Genomic DNA, 14,147 nt, shown 5'->3' with positions numbered 1-14,147 from the left:
ATAAATAAAGCGGCCCGCGCTCAGGCCTTTTGCGCGATGCGGCGGGCAAAACGGGCGGGATTCAGGGCCTCCACCACATCCCCCGGCAGGGACCAGACCCCGCCCCCGATCATGTCCGCCAGAATCCGCGCCCCAGCCATGGACGACACGATACCGTGCGACCCATGCGCCGTGGATACGTACAATCCCGGCTGGCCCGCGACGGCCCCGATCACGGGAAAGCGATCTTGCGCCGCGCACCGCAAAGATGCCCGCGCGCCTGTTACCGTGCCGGGCACAAAGGCGGGCACAGCATCCCGCGCCTGCCCCAGAATGTAATCATTGTCCTCATCCCGCAGGTCGGTGGTGTCGAGCCATTTCTGGAATGTCGATCCCATCACCTGCACACCATCCTGAACCGCCCCGATATATCCGCCGAAGCAGAGATTGGCGCGCGGTACCGGGTCCTTTGCGGCAACGGTCATGATTTGCCCGCGCACCGTATGAAGCGGCAGCGTCGATAATGACGGATGCTTCAAACATTCAATACCAGAGGTCAGAACAACGGCATCAAACGCTTCACCATCAATAATCCACGATTCCTGACGGATGATAGACGCAATATCCACGCCGCCCCGCCGTTCAATCCCCTGCACCATCGCTCGGCACAATTCACGCGGGCTGACCTGTCCGCCATCGGGCAGATACAGGGCCGCGTGATCGACCCGCACGCCTGCAATATCCGACGCCGCATCCGCATCAATGATCCGCATATGATCGGCATGCCATCCCCAATGATCGCGGCAGGATGTAAAGCGCTTTTCTTTGTCCGCATCACGGATTAGATGCAGGTTTCCGCACGCCATAAATCCGGCATTCGGATACCGCGCCACAACCCGCACCGCCCGGGCATAGGCCGAGGCATAAAAATCGGAATCGGACGACCGCAACGCGCTGATGCGTGGATTGATCATGCCGCGCAAATTGCCCGATGCACCGGCTGCAATATCATCCTGTTCGAACAAAACCACGGTGTGGCCATCATCGGCCAACGCCCGCGCCACAGATGTTCCGGCCAGACCGCCACCGATCACCGCGATTTTTTGGCGTTGTGATTGCGGTGTGGCACACACCGTCCCCGGAAACGATCCGGCCAGCATGTGCCATTTATAGCCAAACCCGCGTTTTCGATTGACCGTGAAGCCCGCCTCGCGCAAAGCGCGCTTCACAAAGCCCGCCGCCGTAAACGTGGCAAATGTCGCACCCGGCGCGCACAACCGCGCCATGCCGTTGAACACGGTGCCCGTCCACATACCCGGGTTTTTTGCCGGGGCGAAACCGTCCAGAAACCAAGCATCAACCCCGCCCGGAATCACCACACGCGATATCGCCGCATTCACATCGTCGAAAATCAAAGTGAGCGTCACGCGCGGCGATAATTCAATCCTGTGCCATCCGGCCACACGAATGGGATAATCACGCAGCAACGCATCAATACGATGCTGACCCAACTTGTCCGCCCACGGGGCCAGAACCTCAGCAATTTGATTTTTGGTCAGGGGGTAAAGTTCGAACGACACCAGATCCAGCTTAAGGTGTTCTGGCGCGACCTCGTCAAACAAGGCCCAGGCCGAGAGCATATTCAGCCCCGTGCCAAATCCCGTTTCGGCGATGGTAAACCGGGTCCTCCGGTCCCCCGCATCATCCGCCCAGCGTTGCGCAAGATTATTACCGCCGAGAAACACATGTTGCGTTTCGGCCCAGCCATTGGCGGCAGAAAAGTAAATATCATCAAATATTTCCGACCGGATCATATGAAAAACTTGCCCTTTCCCAGGCCCCGTCCTAAAACTGACACCAACCATATACAACAAAAAATGAAAAACAGGGACGTTAAAGCCATGACGACGCACGACGACACCACGAATCCGCTGATCAATCCGCCCGCCTTGCCGCACGGCGTACCCGCCTTTGACCGGATCAAAGTCGAGCATTTCAAACCCGCGTTCGAGTATTTCATGGCGAAGTCGCAAGCCGCGCTGGATGAGATCCGCTTTAACCCCGATGCGCCGACGTTCGAAAACACGATCGAAGCGCTGGAGCGCCTGGACGGAATTACACATCCCGTTATCAGCGCCTATTACAATTTCACATCGTTCAACACCTCGAAAGAATTGATGGAGATGAGCGATTGGGTCACAAACCTTCTGACCCCGCCGCGTATCGCCATGATGCAGGACAAAGGACTGTTCGAACGCGTTCAAACAATTTACGAAAACCGCAAAGCGCTAAAACTGTCCACCGAACAAAACACCTTGCTGAAAAAGACGTATAGAGCTTTCCTGGGTACGGGCATCCACCTGCCACCGGAAGGCAAGGTTCGTTTTCAGGAAATCGCGGAAGCCCTCGCCAAAGCGACCGAAGAATTTGACCAGAACAATATTAAGGACGCCGAAGCCAACCCGATTATCGTGGATGATATTCAATTGCTGGATGGCGTACCAAAAGATGTCATCAACGCCTATGCCACGGCCGCGGAAGAAAAAGGCCTTACGGGGAAATGGCTGATCAGCGATGCCACATCGACTCCGGTCTTGCTCTACGGTAAAAATCGCGATTTGCGGGCCCGTGTCCATACGACCAGCATGGAACAATCGACCAGCGGCGCATACGACAACCACGACACCATTATGAAGATCATCACGTTGCGCAAAGACCAGGCCAATTTGATGGGCTTTGAAACCTATGCGCACATGGCGCTCAGCACCCGCATGGCCAAAAACCCGGAAACGGTTTTGAATTTCCTGGATCGCAATTTGAAAGCCTATCGCCCGCGTGCGGAGGAGCATTTAAACCGCATTCAAAAACTGGCGCGTGATATGGACGCAATCACGGATTTCAAACCGTATGATTACGCCTATTACAACAATATCAACATGCAACGGTCTTTTAACGTTGATAACCAGGAAATCCGTAAATATTTCAGCCTGGATAACGTGCTGAAGGGCGTGATGACCCATGCGGAAAAACTGTTCAACATCCGCTTTACACCCGCAGATGGGCAATACCCGGTCTGGAACGATGATGTAAAAACATTCGATGTTCACGACCAGAAAACAGGCAAACAGATTGGTGTTTTCTACGGCGATTATTTCGCTCGGGCCGGCAACAAACAAGACGGCGCCTGGATGAATGCGTTCCGCAATGCCGGGATTGATCAGGATGGGAAACAACAAATCCCGTTGATCCTCAATTGCTGTAACTTCCTGAAACCCGCCAAGGGGGAACCGTGCCTGCTCTCGCTGGAGGATGTGATTACCGTTTTCCACGAAATGGGGCATGGTTTGCACGGCTTGCTGGGCAAGGGGCGGTATGCATCGCTGAATGGCACAAACGTCACCCGCGACTTTGTCGAACTGCCCAGCCAGGTTCAGGAAAACTGGGCCATGGAAAAAGACGTTTTGAAAACCTATGCCTTCCACAAGGATACAGGCGCGGTTATTCCGGATGACTTGATCGACAAGATTATTGCCAAGAGCAATTATGCCGCCGGATATGCGGGCCTGCGCCAGACTTATTTCGGCCTGCTTGACATGGAATGGCAAACGATTGATCCGGCAAACGTCACATCCGTCGAAGATGTTGAAGATTCCGTTATCGCCCGTGCATGGCTGATGCCACGCAATGGCACAGGATTGATGTCCACGTCATTCGGCCATATTTTCCCGGGCGGCTACGCCGCAGGATATTACGGGTATAAATGGGCCGAGGTTCTGGACGCGGATGTCTTCGCCAAATTCAAAGCCACGGACCTGTACGACCGCAAGCTGGGCGATGATCTGCGCCGTCATATTTATGAGAAGGGCGGCACGCGCCAGGCCTCTAACCTGTTCCGCGCCTTTATGGGCCGCAACCCTGACCCGGATGCGTTGTTGCGTCGTGAAGGGCTGTTGCCCGCCAACGACAATGCGGATGCCGCGCCGCAAGCCAGCCAGAAACGCAAGGGCCCAGCCCCGGCCCCATAAGCCTGCGGCCACCGCATCAATCCGGAAACGGCGCACCATGGGGATGCGCCGTTTCTTTTTACCCTGCGGGGCCATTTTATGACAAAGGCACCTTGACCCCGCGCCTTGAAAGCCGGACACTGCCCTATATCTATTTTCATGCCGGAGATTTTGATTATGCGCGCTTTTGCCCTTCTAACCAGTGTTGCCGTCTTGTGCCTGTCCATGCCCGCCATGGCACAGGTGGAAACCCCCATGACCGTGCGCGTGATGGCGAAGGACGCGACCTTTATCGGCACCGCCATGGGCGGCGCGCATGTGGTGATCCGCGATAAAATGACGGGCGACATTATTGCCAACGGCGTGACCCATGGCAGCACGGGTGATACGCAAAAAATCATGGCATCATCCCGCGCCCGCGACGCCATTCTGGCCGATGATGACAGTGCGAAATTCGATGTCTCCATCGATCTGGCCCACCCGATGCCCGTCACCATTTCCGCCACCGGCCCGATGATGGCCCAGGGCAATGCCGTGACCACCAGCACGGACATGGTCCTGATCCCCGGCAAGGATTATTCCGCCAGGAATGGTATCTTGCTGGAACTGCCCGGTTTTGCGATTGATATTACCGCACCGGTTGCCGGACAAACCGCAACGCATGACCCGGAAAAAATTATCGACATTACCGCCAATATTGCCAAGCTCTGCGGCTGCGCCGTCGGCACCGATACGGCGTGGGACCCCAGCCGCTATGACATTGAAATGGCGCTGTACAAGGAATCCGCCCCCGCTGGAACCATCAAAATGAAACCCGGGAAAAATGCCGGTGAATTCGTGGCCAAGGCCCGCATGCCCGAACCCGGCACATACCAGATTTACGTGACCGCGTTTGACCCGATGACCAAGGAAGGCGGCATGGCCTCCAGCAGCATCGTATTAACGCCAAGCGACCAAGCAAAGACAGCCCAAAAATAACTGACAAAAGGAAGAGTAAAAACCGATGACCGATACCAATCCGCTGCTGACCCCGTCCGATGTGCCGAATATGGCCCCGGCCTTTGACAAAATCCGGGAAGATCATTTCCTGCCCGCCGTCGAAGCCGGCATTGAAGAGGCCCGCAAAAACATCGCAGCAATCAAAGCCAATAAGGACGCGCCAACATTCGACAACACCATCGTCGCGTTGGAAACCGCATCGGAAATGTTGAGCGCGGCATCGGGCGTGTTTTACAACATGCTGTCCGCCAACGGCACGGACGGATTGCAAGCTTTGTCCGACAAGATCGGCCCGCTGAGCGCGAATTTTTCCAGTGACGTATCATTGGACCCCGACTTGTTTGCCCGTGTAAAGGCCGTTTGGGACCAACGCGACAGCCTGTCCCTGACCCCGGAACAATCCCGCATGCTGGATGAAACATATAAGGGGTTTGTTCGTGGTGGCGCGTTGCTCAATGACGCGGACAAGGCCAAATTGCGCGATATGAATGAACGCCTGTCCACCATGGGCCCGGCATTTTCCAACAACGTGAAAAAATCGGCCGAGAAATTCGAACTGTGGATCACGGACGAATCCGATCTGTCCGGTATTCCGGACGGCGCGCGCGCCGTCGCCAAACAAATGGCCGAAGACAAGGGCCGCAATGACGCATGGCTGTTTACGCTGGACTTCCCCAGCTATCTGCCCGTCGTGCAATATGCCGACAAGCGCGAATTGCGTGAAAAAATCTGGCGCGCATTCGCCAGCCGCGCCTATGGCGATGAATTTGATAACAGCCAGATGGTTTTGGACATCGTGACCTTGCGCGATGCCCGGGCCAAATTGCTGGGGTATAACGACCATGCGGCCTATGTCCTGGAACAGCGCATGGCCCGGACCGAGGATGAAGTGCGCGCGTTTTTGACAAAATTGAAAAACGCGTACAAACCCGCCGCCGAAAAAGACCTGAAAATGTTGCAGGATTTTGCCCGAAAAATGAATGGCCCGGACCCGATCCAGCCATGGGATGTGGCCTATTACGGCGAAAAACTGAAACAGGATCTGTTTAAATTCTCATCCGAAGATCTGCGCCCGTATTTCCCGTTGGACAATGTTTTGAAGGGCGTGTTCCAGCATTTCACCAAATTGTTCAACCTGCGCTTCGTTGCCAATGACAAATATCCTGTCTGGCACCCGGACGTGACCGCCTATGACGTATTCGACAATGATGACGGGCGTTTCATGGGCACGTTCTACGCCGACTTCTTCCCCCGCACGGGCAAGAAAGATGGCGCATGGATGACCGCGTTCCGGGACCAGGGTCTGTATCGCGGTGAAGTCCGCCGCCCGGTGATCGCCATTGTCTGCAACTTCACCAAACCGACGAAGGATCAGCCCTCTCTCCTAACCTTTGATGAATTGCTGACTCTGTTCCACGAGATGGGCCACGCCATTCACGGCATGTTGTCGGATGTGACGTATATGTCCATGGCCGGAACAAACGTGTTGTGGGATTTCGTTGAATTGCCGAGCCAGGTTCAGGAAAACTGGGCCTATACATCCGAAACGCTGGACTTGTTCGCCGCGCATTACAAGACGGGTGAAAAAATTCCGGCCGATCTGGTCAAGAAACTGAACGATGCCAAAAATTTCATGGGGGGCTGGGCCGGATTGCGTCAGGTCAGCTTCGCCCTGCTCGACATGGCATGGCACACCGCTGATCCGTCCACGATCAAGGACACGGCTACGTTTGAAGACAGCGTGATGAAGGACATGTCCCTGTTCCCGCGTCTGGCCGGGCCGCAATCCACGGCGTTCAGCCATTTGTTCGCGGGCGGGTATTCCGCCGGATATTACAGTTACAAATGGGCCGAAGTGCTGGACGCCGATACCTTTGCCCTGTTCGAGGAAAAAGGATTGTACGATCAGGACACAGCCAAGGCGTACAAGGCCGAAATCCTGTCCCGTGGCGGCAGTGAGCACCCGCAGGTACTGTATGTCCGGTTCCGGGGTCGGGATGCCGACCCGGACGCCCTGCTCCGCCGCGAAGGGCTGCTGGACCCCAACCAGATCCATTCGGGTCAGGTGGCATAAAACACAATAAAAACAAAATATTAGCAAATCCCCTGTCGCCTCTGGCGCACAGGGGATTTTTCAATCCACATTTTCGGTAAAGATCAGGATATTTTTGATTGCGTCCGGCGCATTCGGACGCTACCAATACTTACGAATTTCCCAAGAATGACTTAAGAAAAAACGCATTATAAAGAGCAGGACACCGGAATGACGATTACCACCGCACAAATTCGTGGCGCGCGCGCCGTATTGAACTGGAGCCAACAAGATCTGGCCGATCGATGCGGGTTGTCTGCGACGTCGATTGGTAGCATTGAAAATAACCAAAGTACACCCCGCAACAACACCCTGCACACCATTCAAAAGGCCTTTGAATCCGCCGGGATTGAATTTTTGGGCACCACCGGCATTCGCCTGCGCAGCGGCGAAGTGCGCGTGTTCACGGGCCAGGCCGGGCTGATCGATTTTTACGAAGACATCTACAGCACCGTGCGGAACTACGCCGGTGACATTCTGGTCAGTAACGTCGATGAACGCCTGTTTATCAAACATCTGGGACAATACGCGCAAACGCATATCGACCGCATGCGCGCCTTGAAAAAAATTAAATATAAAATCCTGATCCGTGAAGGCGATGATTTCGTTCCGGGCGAATCCTATGCCGAATATCGCTGGATCCCCAGCGAACTGTTCGCATCGGTTCCGTTCTATGTCTACGGCGACAAACTGGCCATCATGTTGTTTGATGCCAATGTCACCGTCATTCTGATGGACTATCCGGCGATTGCCAGCGCCTATCGCATGCAGTTTGCCGACATGTGGAACCGATCAACCCCTGTTGGTACATCCGTAAAAGTTGCGGCATAAAATTTAAAGCGTATTATGGCCCATCCAAAGCTAAACGACGATCAGAAAAAAGACGTTACCGCTGCGGCCATCAACCTGTTCAGCGGGATTGAGCACGGCCATATGGGCCGGATCGCCTATCTCGATAATGGGTCATTTTTGTTCAATAAATTTGTTCATGAAAACCCGAATTACTATCTGTACAACGACGAAATTGAACTGTTTTCAAAAAATTGCGCCGAGCTTACCCGGAATTTTCGTTTTTGCACCCGCGCCGTCATTGTCGGCCCCGGCCCACGAGACAGCTTTATGCAGAAGGAAATGCATATCCTCAAATACATGCCCCATTTGCAAGAGATTATTTTTATCGATTTGAGCCAAAAATTTAATGATGCAGCAAAGAAGGCGATTGACCGATCCTATATCTTCAACCGCATGGGCGTTCGCACGTCTTATCTGACGATGAGTTTTCGCATTGCCGCGCATTTTCTTGTCCCGCAAGAAAACACTGCGGTCTTGTGCACGGGATCGCTGATATCCAATTTGGAAAATGTAAAATCTACGGAGCCGTTTCCTAAAGTCAAAGCGCGAATTTTTATGCAAGGGTTGCAACACCTCGCTGGGCCCAACGGAAAAATATTGATCGGATATGATTCAAACAACAATATCGATACATTGTTACGGGCTTATGATCAGTGCCTTGAGCCTTTTATGATCAATATCATGCGCGTCATCCGAGACAATGTCCCCGGTGCGCAAACTATGAAGGTCGGGCCCGATTACTTCTCCTACGAAGCCAGCGTGATACCCTGCGTACCTTTGGTTGAACACAGATTGTTGGTTAAGCAGGATCAAACCATTACCATTACTAGCCGCAATAAAACCCCGATTACGTTCGAGCTTAAACAAGGGCAGCGGTTGACGATGATGACATCTTTAAAACCGCGCCCGCAATTACTGGATTCAGTGGGCCGCAATATCGGCCTGTACACGGCGGATATTTATCGACATCGCAGCGGCCCGACACTGCATGTTTTCAGCACATAAGGTGGAAAAACCAAATGACCAATGAATTAGACGGACAATATCAAGTCAGCAGCACCAGCTCCTATCAAGGACCGCTGGAGATGAAGGCTGATGGCGTTACCCATATCCGCCACGGGAAAACAGAACGTCGCGACGCGGCCAATTGCCTGTGGACCAGCACATTTACGATTTTGAGCGAAAACGAAGTGGAAATGATTTCGGTTGCCGATCCGACCGATGCCGATTCCGATTTTTCGTTGCTGCGCCCGGACGGATCACCATCTCGCCAACCGGTCACCTATCGCACCGTCCTGAAACTGGCGCGTAAGGGCGATAAGATTCAGATGACGGGTCAGATTGAATATGGTGGCAATGTCACCTTTATCACGCTGCGTCGGATCGATGTTTAAACCGCTGGGCGGCACCATCCAAAACAACCTGTAAAACGGACAGCGCGCTTTGATAATTCACGCCCGCCCCTTTCAGGGTCGGGTTATGTTCCGCCACTTCAAACAGACGGACGTCAAAACGATCCATAACCGCGCGCAATGTTTCCACAACATCATCACGGCTTAAACCATTGGCCACAGGGGTCCCCACGGCAGGGGCAAAGTCGGGGTCCAGCCCATCCAGATCCAACGAAATGGCCCATACATCCACGTCCATCGCGGCCATGGTATCCACAACAACCGACGATAATTTTTTCCCCGCCAGATCCGCCATTGAAAAGGCGCGAATATTCATTGCGCGAATAAAATCAACTTCACCCGCATCCAAATCCCGCAATCCGGCATAGAGCAGTCGCGACGGGGCCACCGCCACGCCATCATGGCCCAGACCAAACGGGTCATGATCCGGGTCCAGACCGGTAACCTGCGACAATGGCATGCCATGCAGCGCTTTGGACGGTGTTGTGGCCAGCGTATTTAAATCCGCGTGCGCATCCAGCCAGAGCAAGCCCAGACGAACATCCGCCCCCACGGTTTTTCGCAATCCGCGCGCCAACCCGGTCATGGACCCGGCCGCCATGCTGTGGTCGCCGCCCAGCGTCACGACAAAGGCCCCGCTCCGTACATCGTCTTCCACCCGGTCGGCCAAGCCGCGCACGTGCCAGATCACAATTTCATTGCGCTCATCCGACCCCAGCGGGGGTAAATCACGGTGCGCACTGGAACCATACGGGCCAGCCAGCAGAGTTTCGGGATCAAGGCTCCACCACACGTCGCGGCCAGCAGCCTGCAAAGCGTCAGCCAGGCCGCGCAATTCGAAATCCAGCGGGCCCTGCTCGCACCCCGGGGTTTGCGCGCCCGCGCCACAGACATAGGGGATCAAGGCAACCTGTAACAACGCATCCGGCGGGGTGGTCATAAGAAGAGCGACTCCAAGGGGTTAACCGGCCCCCAGATTACGCCATGATGCGCCGCACATTCAACCGGTTGAAAACAGCTTGGCACATATGTTTTTGGCCAGCGCCGGCCACGTGCCCAGATCCGACCAAACGGTTTCCAGCGCCGCCACACGGACGCCCCCGATGCGTTCCATTACGGCCCTGTCAAATGACACCGCAGGCGCATCGGCAAAATCGGCAGAAAGGCGCAGGGCCCGTTGGTCCCATATTCCGCGTTCAACCGCACGCCCCGTGGCCGCATAGGCATCAGGCACATGGGTTTGCGCATGATCAAGAATGGTTTGGGCCTTTGCCAAAAACAATCCGCTATTCCACCACCAACACCCCTGATCCAGATAGGTTTGCGCCAGAACGCGATCCGGTTTTTCAACAAAAGACCGCACCGCGTGCGACCCCGGTCGCACATGCGCACCGACATCCACCTGAATATAGCCATATCCCGTTTCCGCCCGCGTCGGGCGCAGACCGAAGACACCCACGATATTGTGATCCAAATGCGGCCACAAATTGAGAACAGCCCGCCCCACGGCCGTCGGATCGGCCATGTAGTGGTCAGACGGCATAATCAACAGAACGGCATCACCGCCGTGATCGTTCTGAACATGGTGGGCCGCCGCGATAATCGCCGGGGCCGTATTGCGGCCACAGGGTTCCAAAAGAAGCGTTGACGGCGCGGCCCCCACATCCCGCCGGACCAAATCGACATGCGTTTCATTGCACACAATCACGGGCGGTTTCATGCCGCGGGCGCGGTCCAATGTCTGTTGCAACAATGATTGCCCGGACATATCGCGCAAAAACGGCTTTGGTCGGCGCGGCGTTGATAACGGCCACAAACGCCGCCCAACACCCCCGCATAAAATAACTGGAATAACATTGTGTAACATGGATCAGGCCGCCTGTTGATCACGGTTACGCACATACCAATCCCACGCCGTGGCCAACCCATCATCCAATGCCGTTTGCGGAGCCCAATCCAGCGCCCGCATACGCGATGAATCCATGATTTTACGGGGCGTTCCATCGGGTTTGGACGAATCCCATTCAATCCGCCCATTATAACCTGTCACATGCGCAATTTTTACGGCCAGATCAGCAATTGATATTTCCCGTCCCGCACCAATATTGACCGGACCTTCACCGCTATAGTTCGCCAGCAGGGTCACCAGCGCATCGGCCAGATCATCAATATATAAAAATTCCCGCAGGGGACGGCCCGTCCCCCACAATGTTACGCACGAATCCCCCGCGCGCCGAGCATGATCAAACCGCATCATCAACGCCGGAATGACATGGGATTGTTCCAGATCAAACCGATCGCCAGGACCATACAAATTGCACGGCATGGCCGCGATAAAATCATGGCCGCCCTGACGGCGATAGGCCTGGCACAATTTCAATCCCGCGATCTTGGCAATGGCGTACCATTCATTGCTGGGCTCCAACGCACCGCTCAACAAGGATTTTTCGGCAATCGGTTGCGCACAATCGCGCGGATAGATACAGGATGACCCAAGAAACAGCAGCTTGCCCACATTTTGCACTGCGGCCGCATGGATGACATTGGTGGCAATGGCCAGATTGTCATAGAGAAAATCCGCCGGGCGGGCCGCATTTGCGCCAATCCCCCCCACCGTCGCCGCCGCCAGAATAATCGCATCGGGTTTGTTGTGCGCAATCCAGCGTTCCGTCTCGTCCTGTCGCCGCAGATCAAGTGTATCGCGCGACGCGGTTAGAATTTCACACTGTGGATAATGATCCCGAAAATATCGCACCAGCGACGCGCCCACCAATCCCCGGTGTCCCGCAACCCAGATCCGGCGATAAGGTAAATTACGCAAACCGGGCATTGTTACCATTCGCCCAATGATCATCACGGCGCGCGTGCGATACATCGTCCATTGCGGCAACAATCATATCGCGGACCAGTGTTTGGAAATCCGTTTCCGGCGTCCATCCCAAAATGGTTCGTGCCTTGGTCGCATCGGCAATCAGGTTATTCACCTCCGTCGGGCGGAACAGGGATGGGTCAATACGGACCAGAAGCCGCCCGGTGCGAGAACAACGCGCGGTTTCCCCGACGCCGATGCCCGCCCATGTCAGGGAAAAACCCGCCGCATCAAACGCGGCATTCACGAAATCCCGCACGCTGTGGGATTGTCCGGTGCCCAGAACGTAATCATCCGGCGTATCCCGTTGCAACATCATCCACATGCCGCGCACATAATCACGCGCATCGCCCCAATCACGGCGGGAATTTAAATTCCCCAAAGCCAGCACCGGCGCATCACGATCGGATGCCAGCGCCGCAACACCGCGTGCAATTTTTTGCGTTACAAATTCCTGACCACGCAAAGCACTTTCATGGTTGAACAGAATGCCATTGCACGCAAACATGCCATATGCATCGCGGTAATTGCGCACCAGCCAATAGGCGTAGAGCTTCGCCGCCGCATAAGGGCTGCACGGCGCAAACGGGGTATTTTCATTTTGTGGTGCCGGGGCATTGCCAAACATTTCTGAACTGGATGCCTGATAAAATTTAATGTCATGCTCGCGGCCCAGCACGCGAACAGCCTCCAGCAGGCGCAGCGGGCCCAGCGCGTTGATCTGCGCTGTGGCTTCGGGCACTTTAAAACTGGCATGGACATGGCTTTGCGCGGCCAGATTATAAATTTCATTGGGTGCACAATCGCGTATCAGGCGGGCCAGCGCACCGCCATCATTCAAATCACCAATGTGCAGGTGAAAACACGGATGATCGAGAATATCGCGCAAGCGTTGTGTGTCATCGGTCGCGGAATAAAGGCGCACGCCATGGACCACATACCCGCGCCCCAGCAAAAATTCCGCCAGATGCGCACCGTCTTGACCGGTAATCCCTGTGATCAGGGCTGATGGGTGTACCTGCATGGCTCAATCCGGCCCAACCCCGCAATCCTGCTGGTCTCGGCCGCCCCTTAAAATCGAACAAAAATAAACACGCGAATGTATGCAGATATGCCCCAAGACCGCCCAAATGGCGAGATTTTTCTGAAATGTGCGGGAAAAAGGACCAAAGATTTCAAAAATCGCAGAACTTCAGAAAAAAACAGGCCCCATAGGGCCCGTTTTATCGAAAAAGATGGTCCTTCAAGGCCCCTAACGCCCCAAAGTCGGCTGACGATTCGCCTGCGTTGGTGCCGACGGGCCCGCAACCTGGGCCGGGGCTGGGGCCGGGGCCGTGCCCGCTAAATGCAAGGCACCTCCTGCCCCCATGGCCAGGCCGCCATGGGCCATGCCGAATTGCGCACTCAACCCCCGCCCCATGGACGGATCAACGGATACATCCAGCCCCGCATTCACCATCGCCCCCAGCGTGGCCATGGACGGCGCACCGCCATCGGAACTGATCGCCGTGAATGCGCCAAGATCGCTCAGAGAATCTCCAATATGGGCTTCGAAACTCATGCGGCTCTCCGTAATTCAATATAGGCAACGTTTGTGATGGTTTTGGGGAAACTTTCGGCATTGGGCGGATATTCAACCACGCCCACCTGCGTGTAATTCATCAAGCGGCGGAAAATTTCCGCGCCCTGAATTGGCATTTCGGCAATGTCGTCATAGCCGGCGCGGAACCGAATATCCCTGTCACTGACCGATAATGTATAGGTTTCGGCATGGGGCAATCGCGCGGGAATAACCACCACGATACTATCGCCTTCACCCAACAGGAAATCGCATTTTTGGAACATTGCAGACCCCGCCTTTTGTAACTTTTAACACCCGTTGCGGTTTGCGCCGCAGGGGGCTTTTTGCCCCATTGGCCTTCATTGTGCTGGGCGCGCGT

13 protein-coding genes are annotated in these 14,147 nt (G+C 55.1%); 6 read left to right on the top strand and 7 right to left on the bottom strand.

Annotated elements, in window-relative coordinates:
* Window positions 1–20: 20 nt before the first annotated feature.
* Entirely contained in the window at window positions 21–1,793 is a 1,773-nt protein-coding gene (gene mnmC / locus A11S_RS02295; protein ID WP_015466866.1) for an FAD-dependent 5-carboxymethylaminomethyl-2-thiouridine(34) oxidoreductase MnmC, read from the bottom strand.
* Between the two features lie 87 nt (window positions 1,794–1,880).
* Between mnmC and A11S_RS02290 the strand changes: the two genes are divergently transcribed.
* From A11S_RS02290 to A11S_RS02265, 6 genes are all read left to right on the top strand, one after another.
* The gene (locus A11S_RS02290) at window positions 1,881–4,004 is read left to right on the top strand and encodes a M3 family metallopeptidase (protein ID WP_015466865.1); all 2,124 of its coding nucleotides are present in this window, start codon (window positions 1,881–1,883) and stop codon (window positions 4,002–4,004) included.
* Between the two features lie 156 nt (window positions 4,005–4,160).
* Window positions 4,161–4,961: a hypothetical protein gene (locus A11S_RS02285; protein WP_235067998.1), complete on the top strand. Its 801-nt coding sequence runs from the start codon at window positions 4,161–4,163 to the stop codon at window positions 4,959–4,961.
* A gap of 25 nt (window positions 4,962–4,986) precedes the next feature.
* A complete protein-coding gene (locus A11S_RS02280; RefSeq protein ID WP_015466863.1) occupies window positions 4,987–7,056 on the top strand; it encodes a M3 family metallopeptidase in 2,070 nt (689 codons plus the stop codon).
* A gap of 189 nt (window positions 7,057–7,245) precedes the next feature.
* Entirely contained in the window at window positions 7,246–7,905 is a 660-nt protein-coding gene (locus tag A11S_RS02275; RefSeq protein WP_015466862.1) for a helix-turn-helix domain-containing protein, read from the top strand.
* A gap of 15 nt (window positions 7,906–7,920) precedes the next feature.
* Window positions 7,921–8,931: an L-histidine N(alpha)-methyltransferase gene (locus A11S_RS02270; RefSeq protein ID WP_015466861.1), complete on the top strand. Its 1,011-nt coding sequence runs from the start codon at window positions 7,921–7,923 to the stop codon at window positions 8,929–8,931.
* A gap of 14 nt (window positions 8,932–8,945) precedes the next feature.
* Window positions 8,946–9,320, top strand: a complete 375-nt coding sequence (locus A11S_RS02265) for a hypothetical protein (protein ID WP_041802357.1) — start codon at window positions 8,946–8,948, stop codon at window positions 9,318–9,320.
* Here A11S_RS02265 and A11S_RS02260 read toward each other — a convergent pair.
* The 6 genes from A11S_RS02260 to A11S_RS02235 all read right to left on the bottom strand — a co-directional run bounded on the left by A11S_RS02260 (window position 9,295) and on the right by A11S_RS02235 (window position 14,052).
* Entirely contained in the window at window positions 9,295–10,278 is a 984-nt protein-coding gene (locus A11S_RS02260; protein WP_015466859.1) for an arginase, read from the bottom strand. The genes A11S_RS02265 and A11S_RS02260 overlap by 26 nt on opposite strands.
* 60 nt (window positions 10,279–10,338) lie before the next feature.
* Entirely contained in the window at window positions 10,339–11,205 is an 867-nt protein-coding gene (locus tag A11S_RS02255; RefSeq protein WP_015466858.1) for a mannose-1-phosphate guanylyltransferase, read from the bottom strand.
* 3 nt (window positions 11,206–11,208) lie between these two features.
* Window positions 11,209–12,168, bottom strand: a complete 960-nt coding sequence (locus tag A11S_RS02250) for a GDP-L-fucose synthase family protein (RefSeq protein WP_051054876.1) — start codon at window positions 12,166–12,168, stop codon at window positions 11,209–11,211.
* On the bottom strand, window positions 12,152–13,231 hold the full coding sequence (gene gmd / locus A11S_RS02245; protein WP_015466856.1) for a GDP-mannose 4,6-dehydratase: 1,080 nt from the start codon (window positions 13,229–13,231) through the stop codon (window positions 12,152–12,154). Before gmd ends, A11S_RS02250 begins: the two co-directional genes overlap by 17 nt.
* 228 nt (window positions 13,232–13,459) lie before the next feature.
* Complete coding sequence (locus tag A11S_RS02240) at window positions 13,460–13,768, bottom strand: hypothetical protein (RefSeq protein ID WP_015466855.1); 309 nt, start codon at window positions 13,766–13,768, stop codon at window positions 13,460–13,462.
* Window positions 13,765–14,052: a hypothetical protein gene (locus A11S_RS02235; RefSeq protein ID WP_014102049.1), complete on the bottom strand. Its 288-nt coding sequence runs from the start codon at window positions 14,050–14,052 to the stop codon at window positions 13,765–13,767. Before A11S_RS02235 ends, A11S_RS02240 begins: the two co-directional genes overlap by 4 nt.
* Between the last annotated feature and the right edge of the window lie 95 nt (window positions 14,053–14,147).

The sequence above is a fragment of the Micavibrio aeruginosavorus EPB genome (assembly GCF_000348745.1).
In the GTDB taxonomy this organism is placed as follows: domain Bacteria; phylum Pseudomonadota; class Alphaproteobacteria; order Micavibrionales; family Micavibrionaceae; genus Micavibrio; species Micavibrio aeruginosavorus_A.
This window is presented reverse-complemented; position numbering and strand designations above follow the sequence as displayed.

Coding starts and splice junctions, on each gene's coding strand:
- gmd (WP_015466856.1), bottom strand. CDS start 13,231: ATGCAGGTACACCCATCAGCCCTGATCACAGGGATTACCGGTCAAGAC.
- A11S_RS02240 (WP_015466855.1), bottom strand. CDS start 13,768: ATGAGTTTCGAAGCCCATATTGGAGATTCTCTGAGCGATCTTGGCGCA.
- mnmC (WP_015466866.1), bottom strand. CDS start 1,793: ATGATCCGGTCGGAAATATTTGATGATATTTACTTTTCTGCCGCCAAT.
- A11S_RS02235 (WP_014102049.1), bottom strand. CDS start 14,052: ATGTTCCAAAAATGCGATTTCCTGTTGGGTGAAGGCGATAGTATCGTG.
- A11S_RS02270 (WP_015466861.1), top strand. CDS start 7,921: ATGGCCCATCCAAAGCTAAACGACGATCAGAAAAAAGACGTTACCGCT.
- A11S_RS02280 (WP_015466863.1), top strand. CDS start 4,987: ATGACCGATACCAATCCGCTGCTGACCCCGTCCGATGTGCCGAATATG.
- A11S_RS02290 (WP_015466865.1), top strand. CDS start 1,881: ATGACGACGCACGACGACACCACGAATCCGCTGATCAATCCGCCCGCC.
- A11S_RS02265 (WP_041802357.1), top strand. CDS start 8,946: ATGACCAATGAATTAGACGGACAATATCAAGTCAGCAGCACCAGCTCC.
- A11S_RS02255 (WP_015466858.1), bottom strand. CDS start 11,205: ATGTTACACAATGTTATTCCAGTTATTTTATGCGGGGGTGTTGGGCGG.
- A11S_RS02275 (WP_015466862.1), top strand. CDS start 7,246: ATGACGATTACCACCGCACAAATTCGTGGCGCGCGCGCCGTATTGAAC.
- A11S_RS02285 (WP_235067998.1), top strand. CDS start 4,161: ATGCGCGCTTTTGCCCTTCTAACCAGTGTTGCCGTCTTGTGCCTGTCC.
- A11S_RS02250 (WP_051054876.1), bottom strand. CDS start 12,168: ATGCCCGGTTTGCGTAATTTACCTTATCGCCGGATCTGGGTTGCGGGA.
- A11S_RS02260 (WP_015466859.1), bottom strand. CDS start 10,278: ATGACCACCCCGCCGGATGCGTTGTTACAGGTTGCCTTGATCCCCTAT.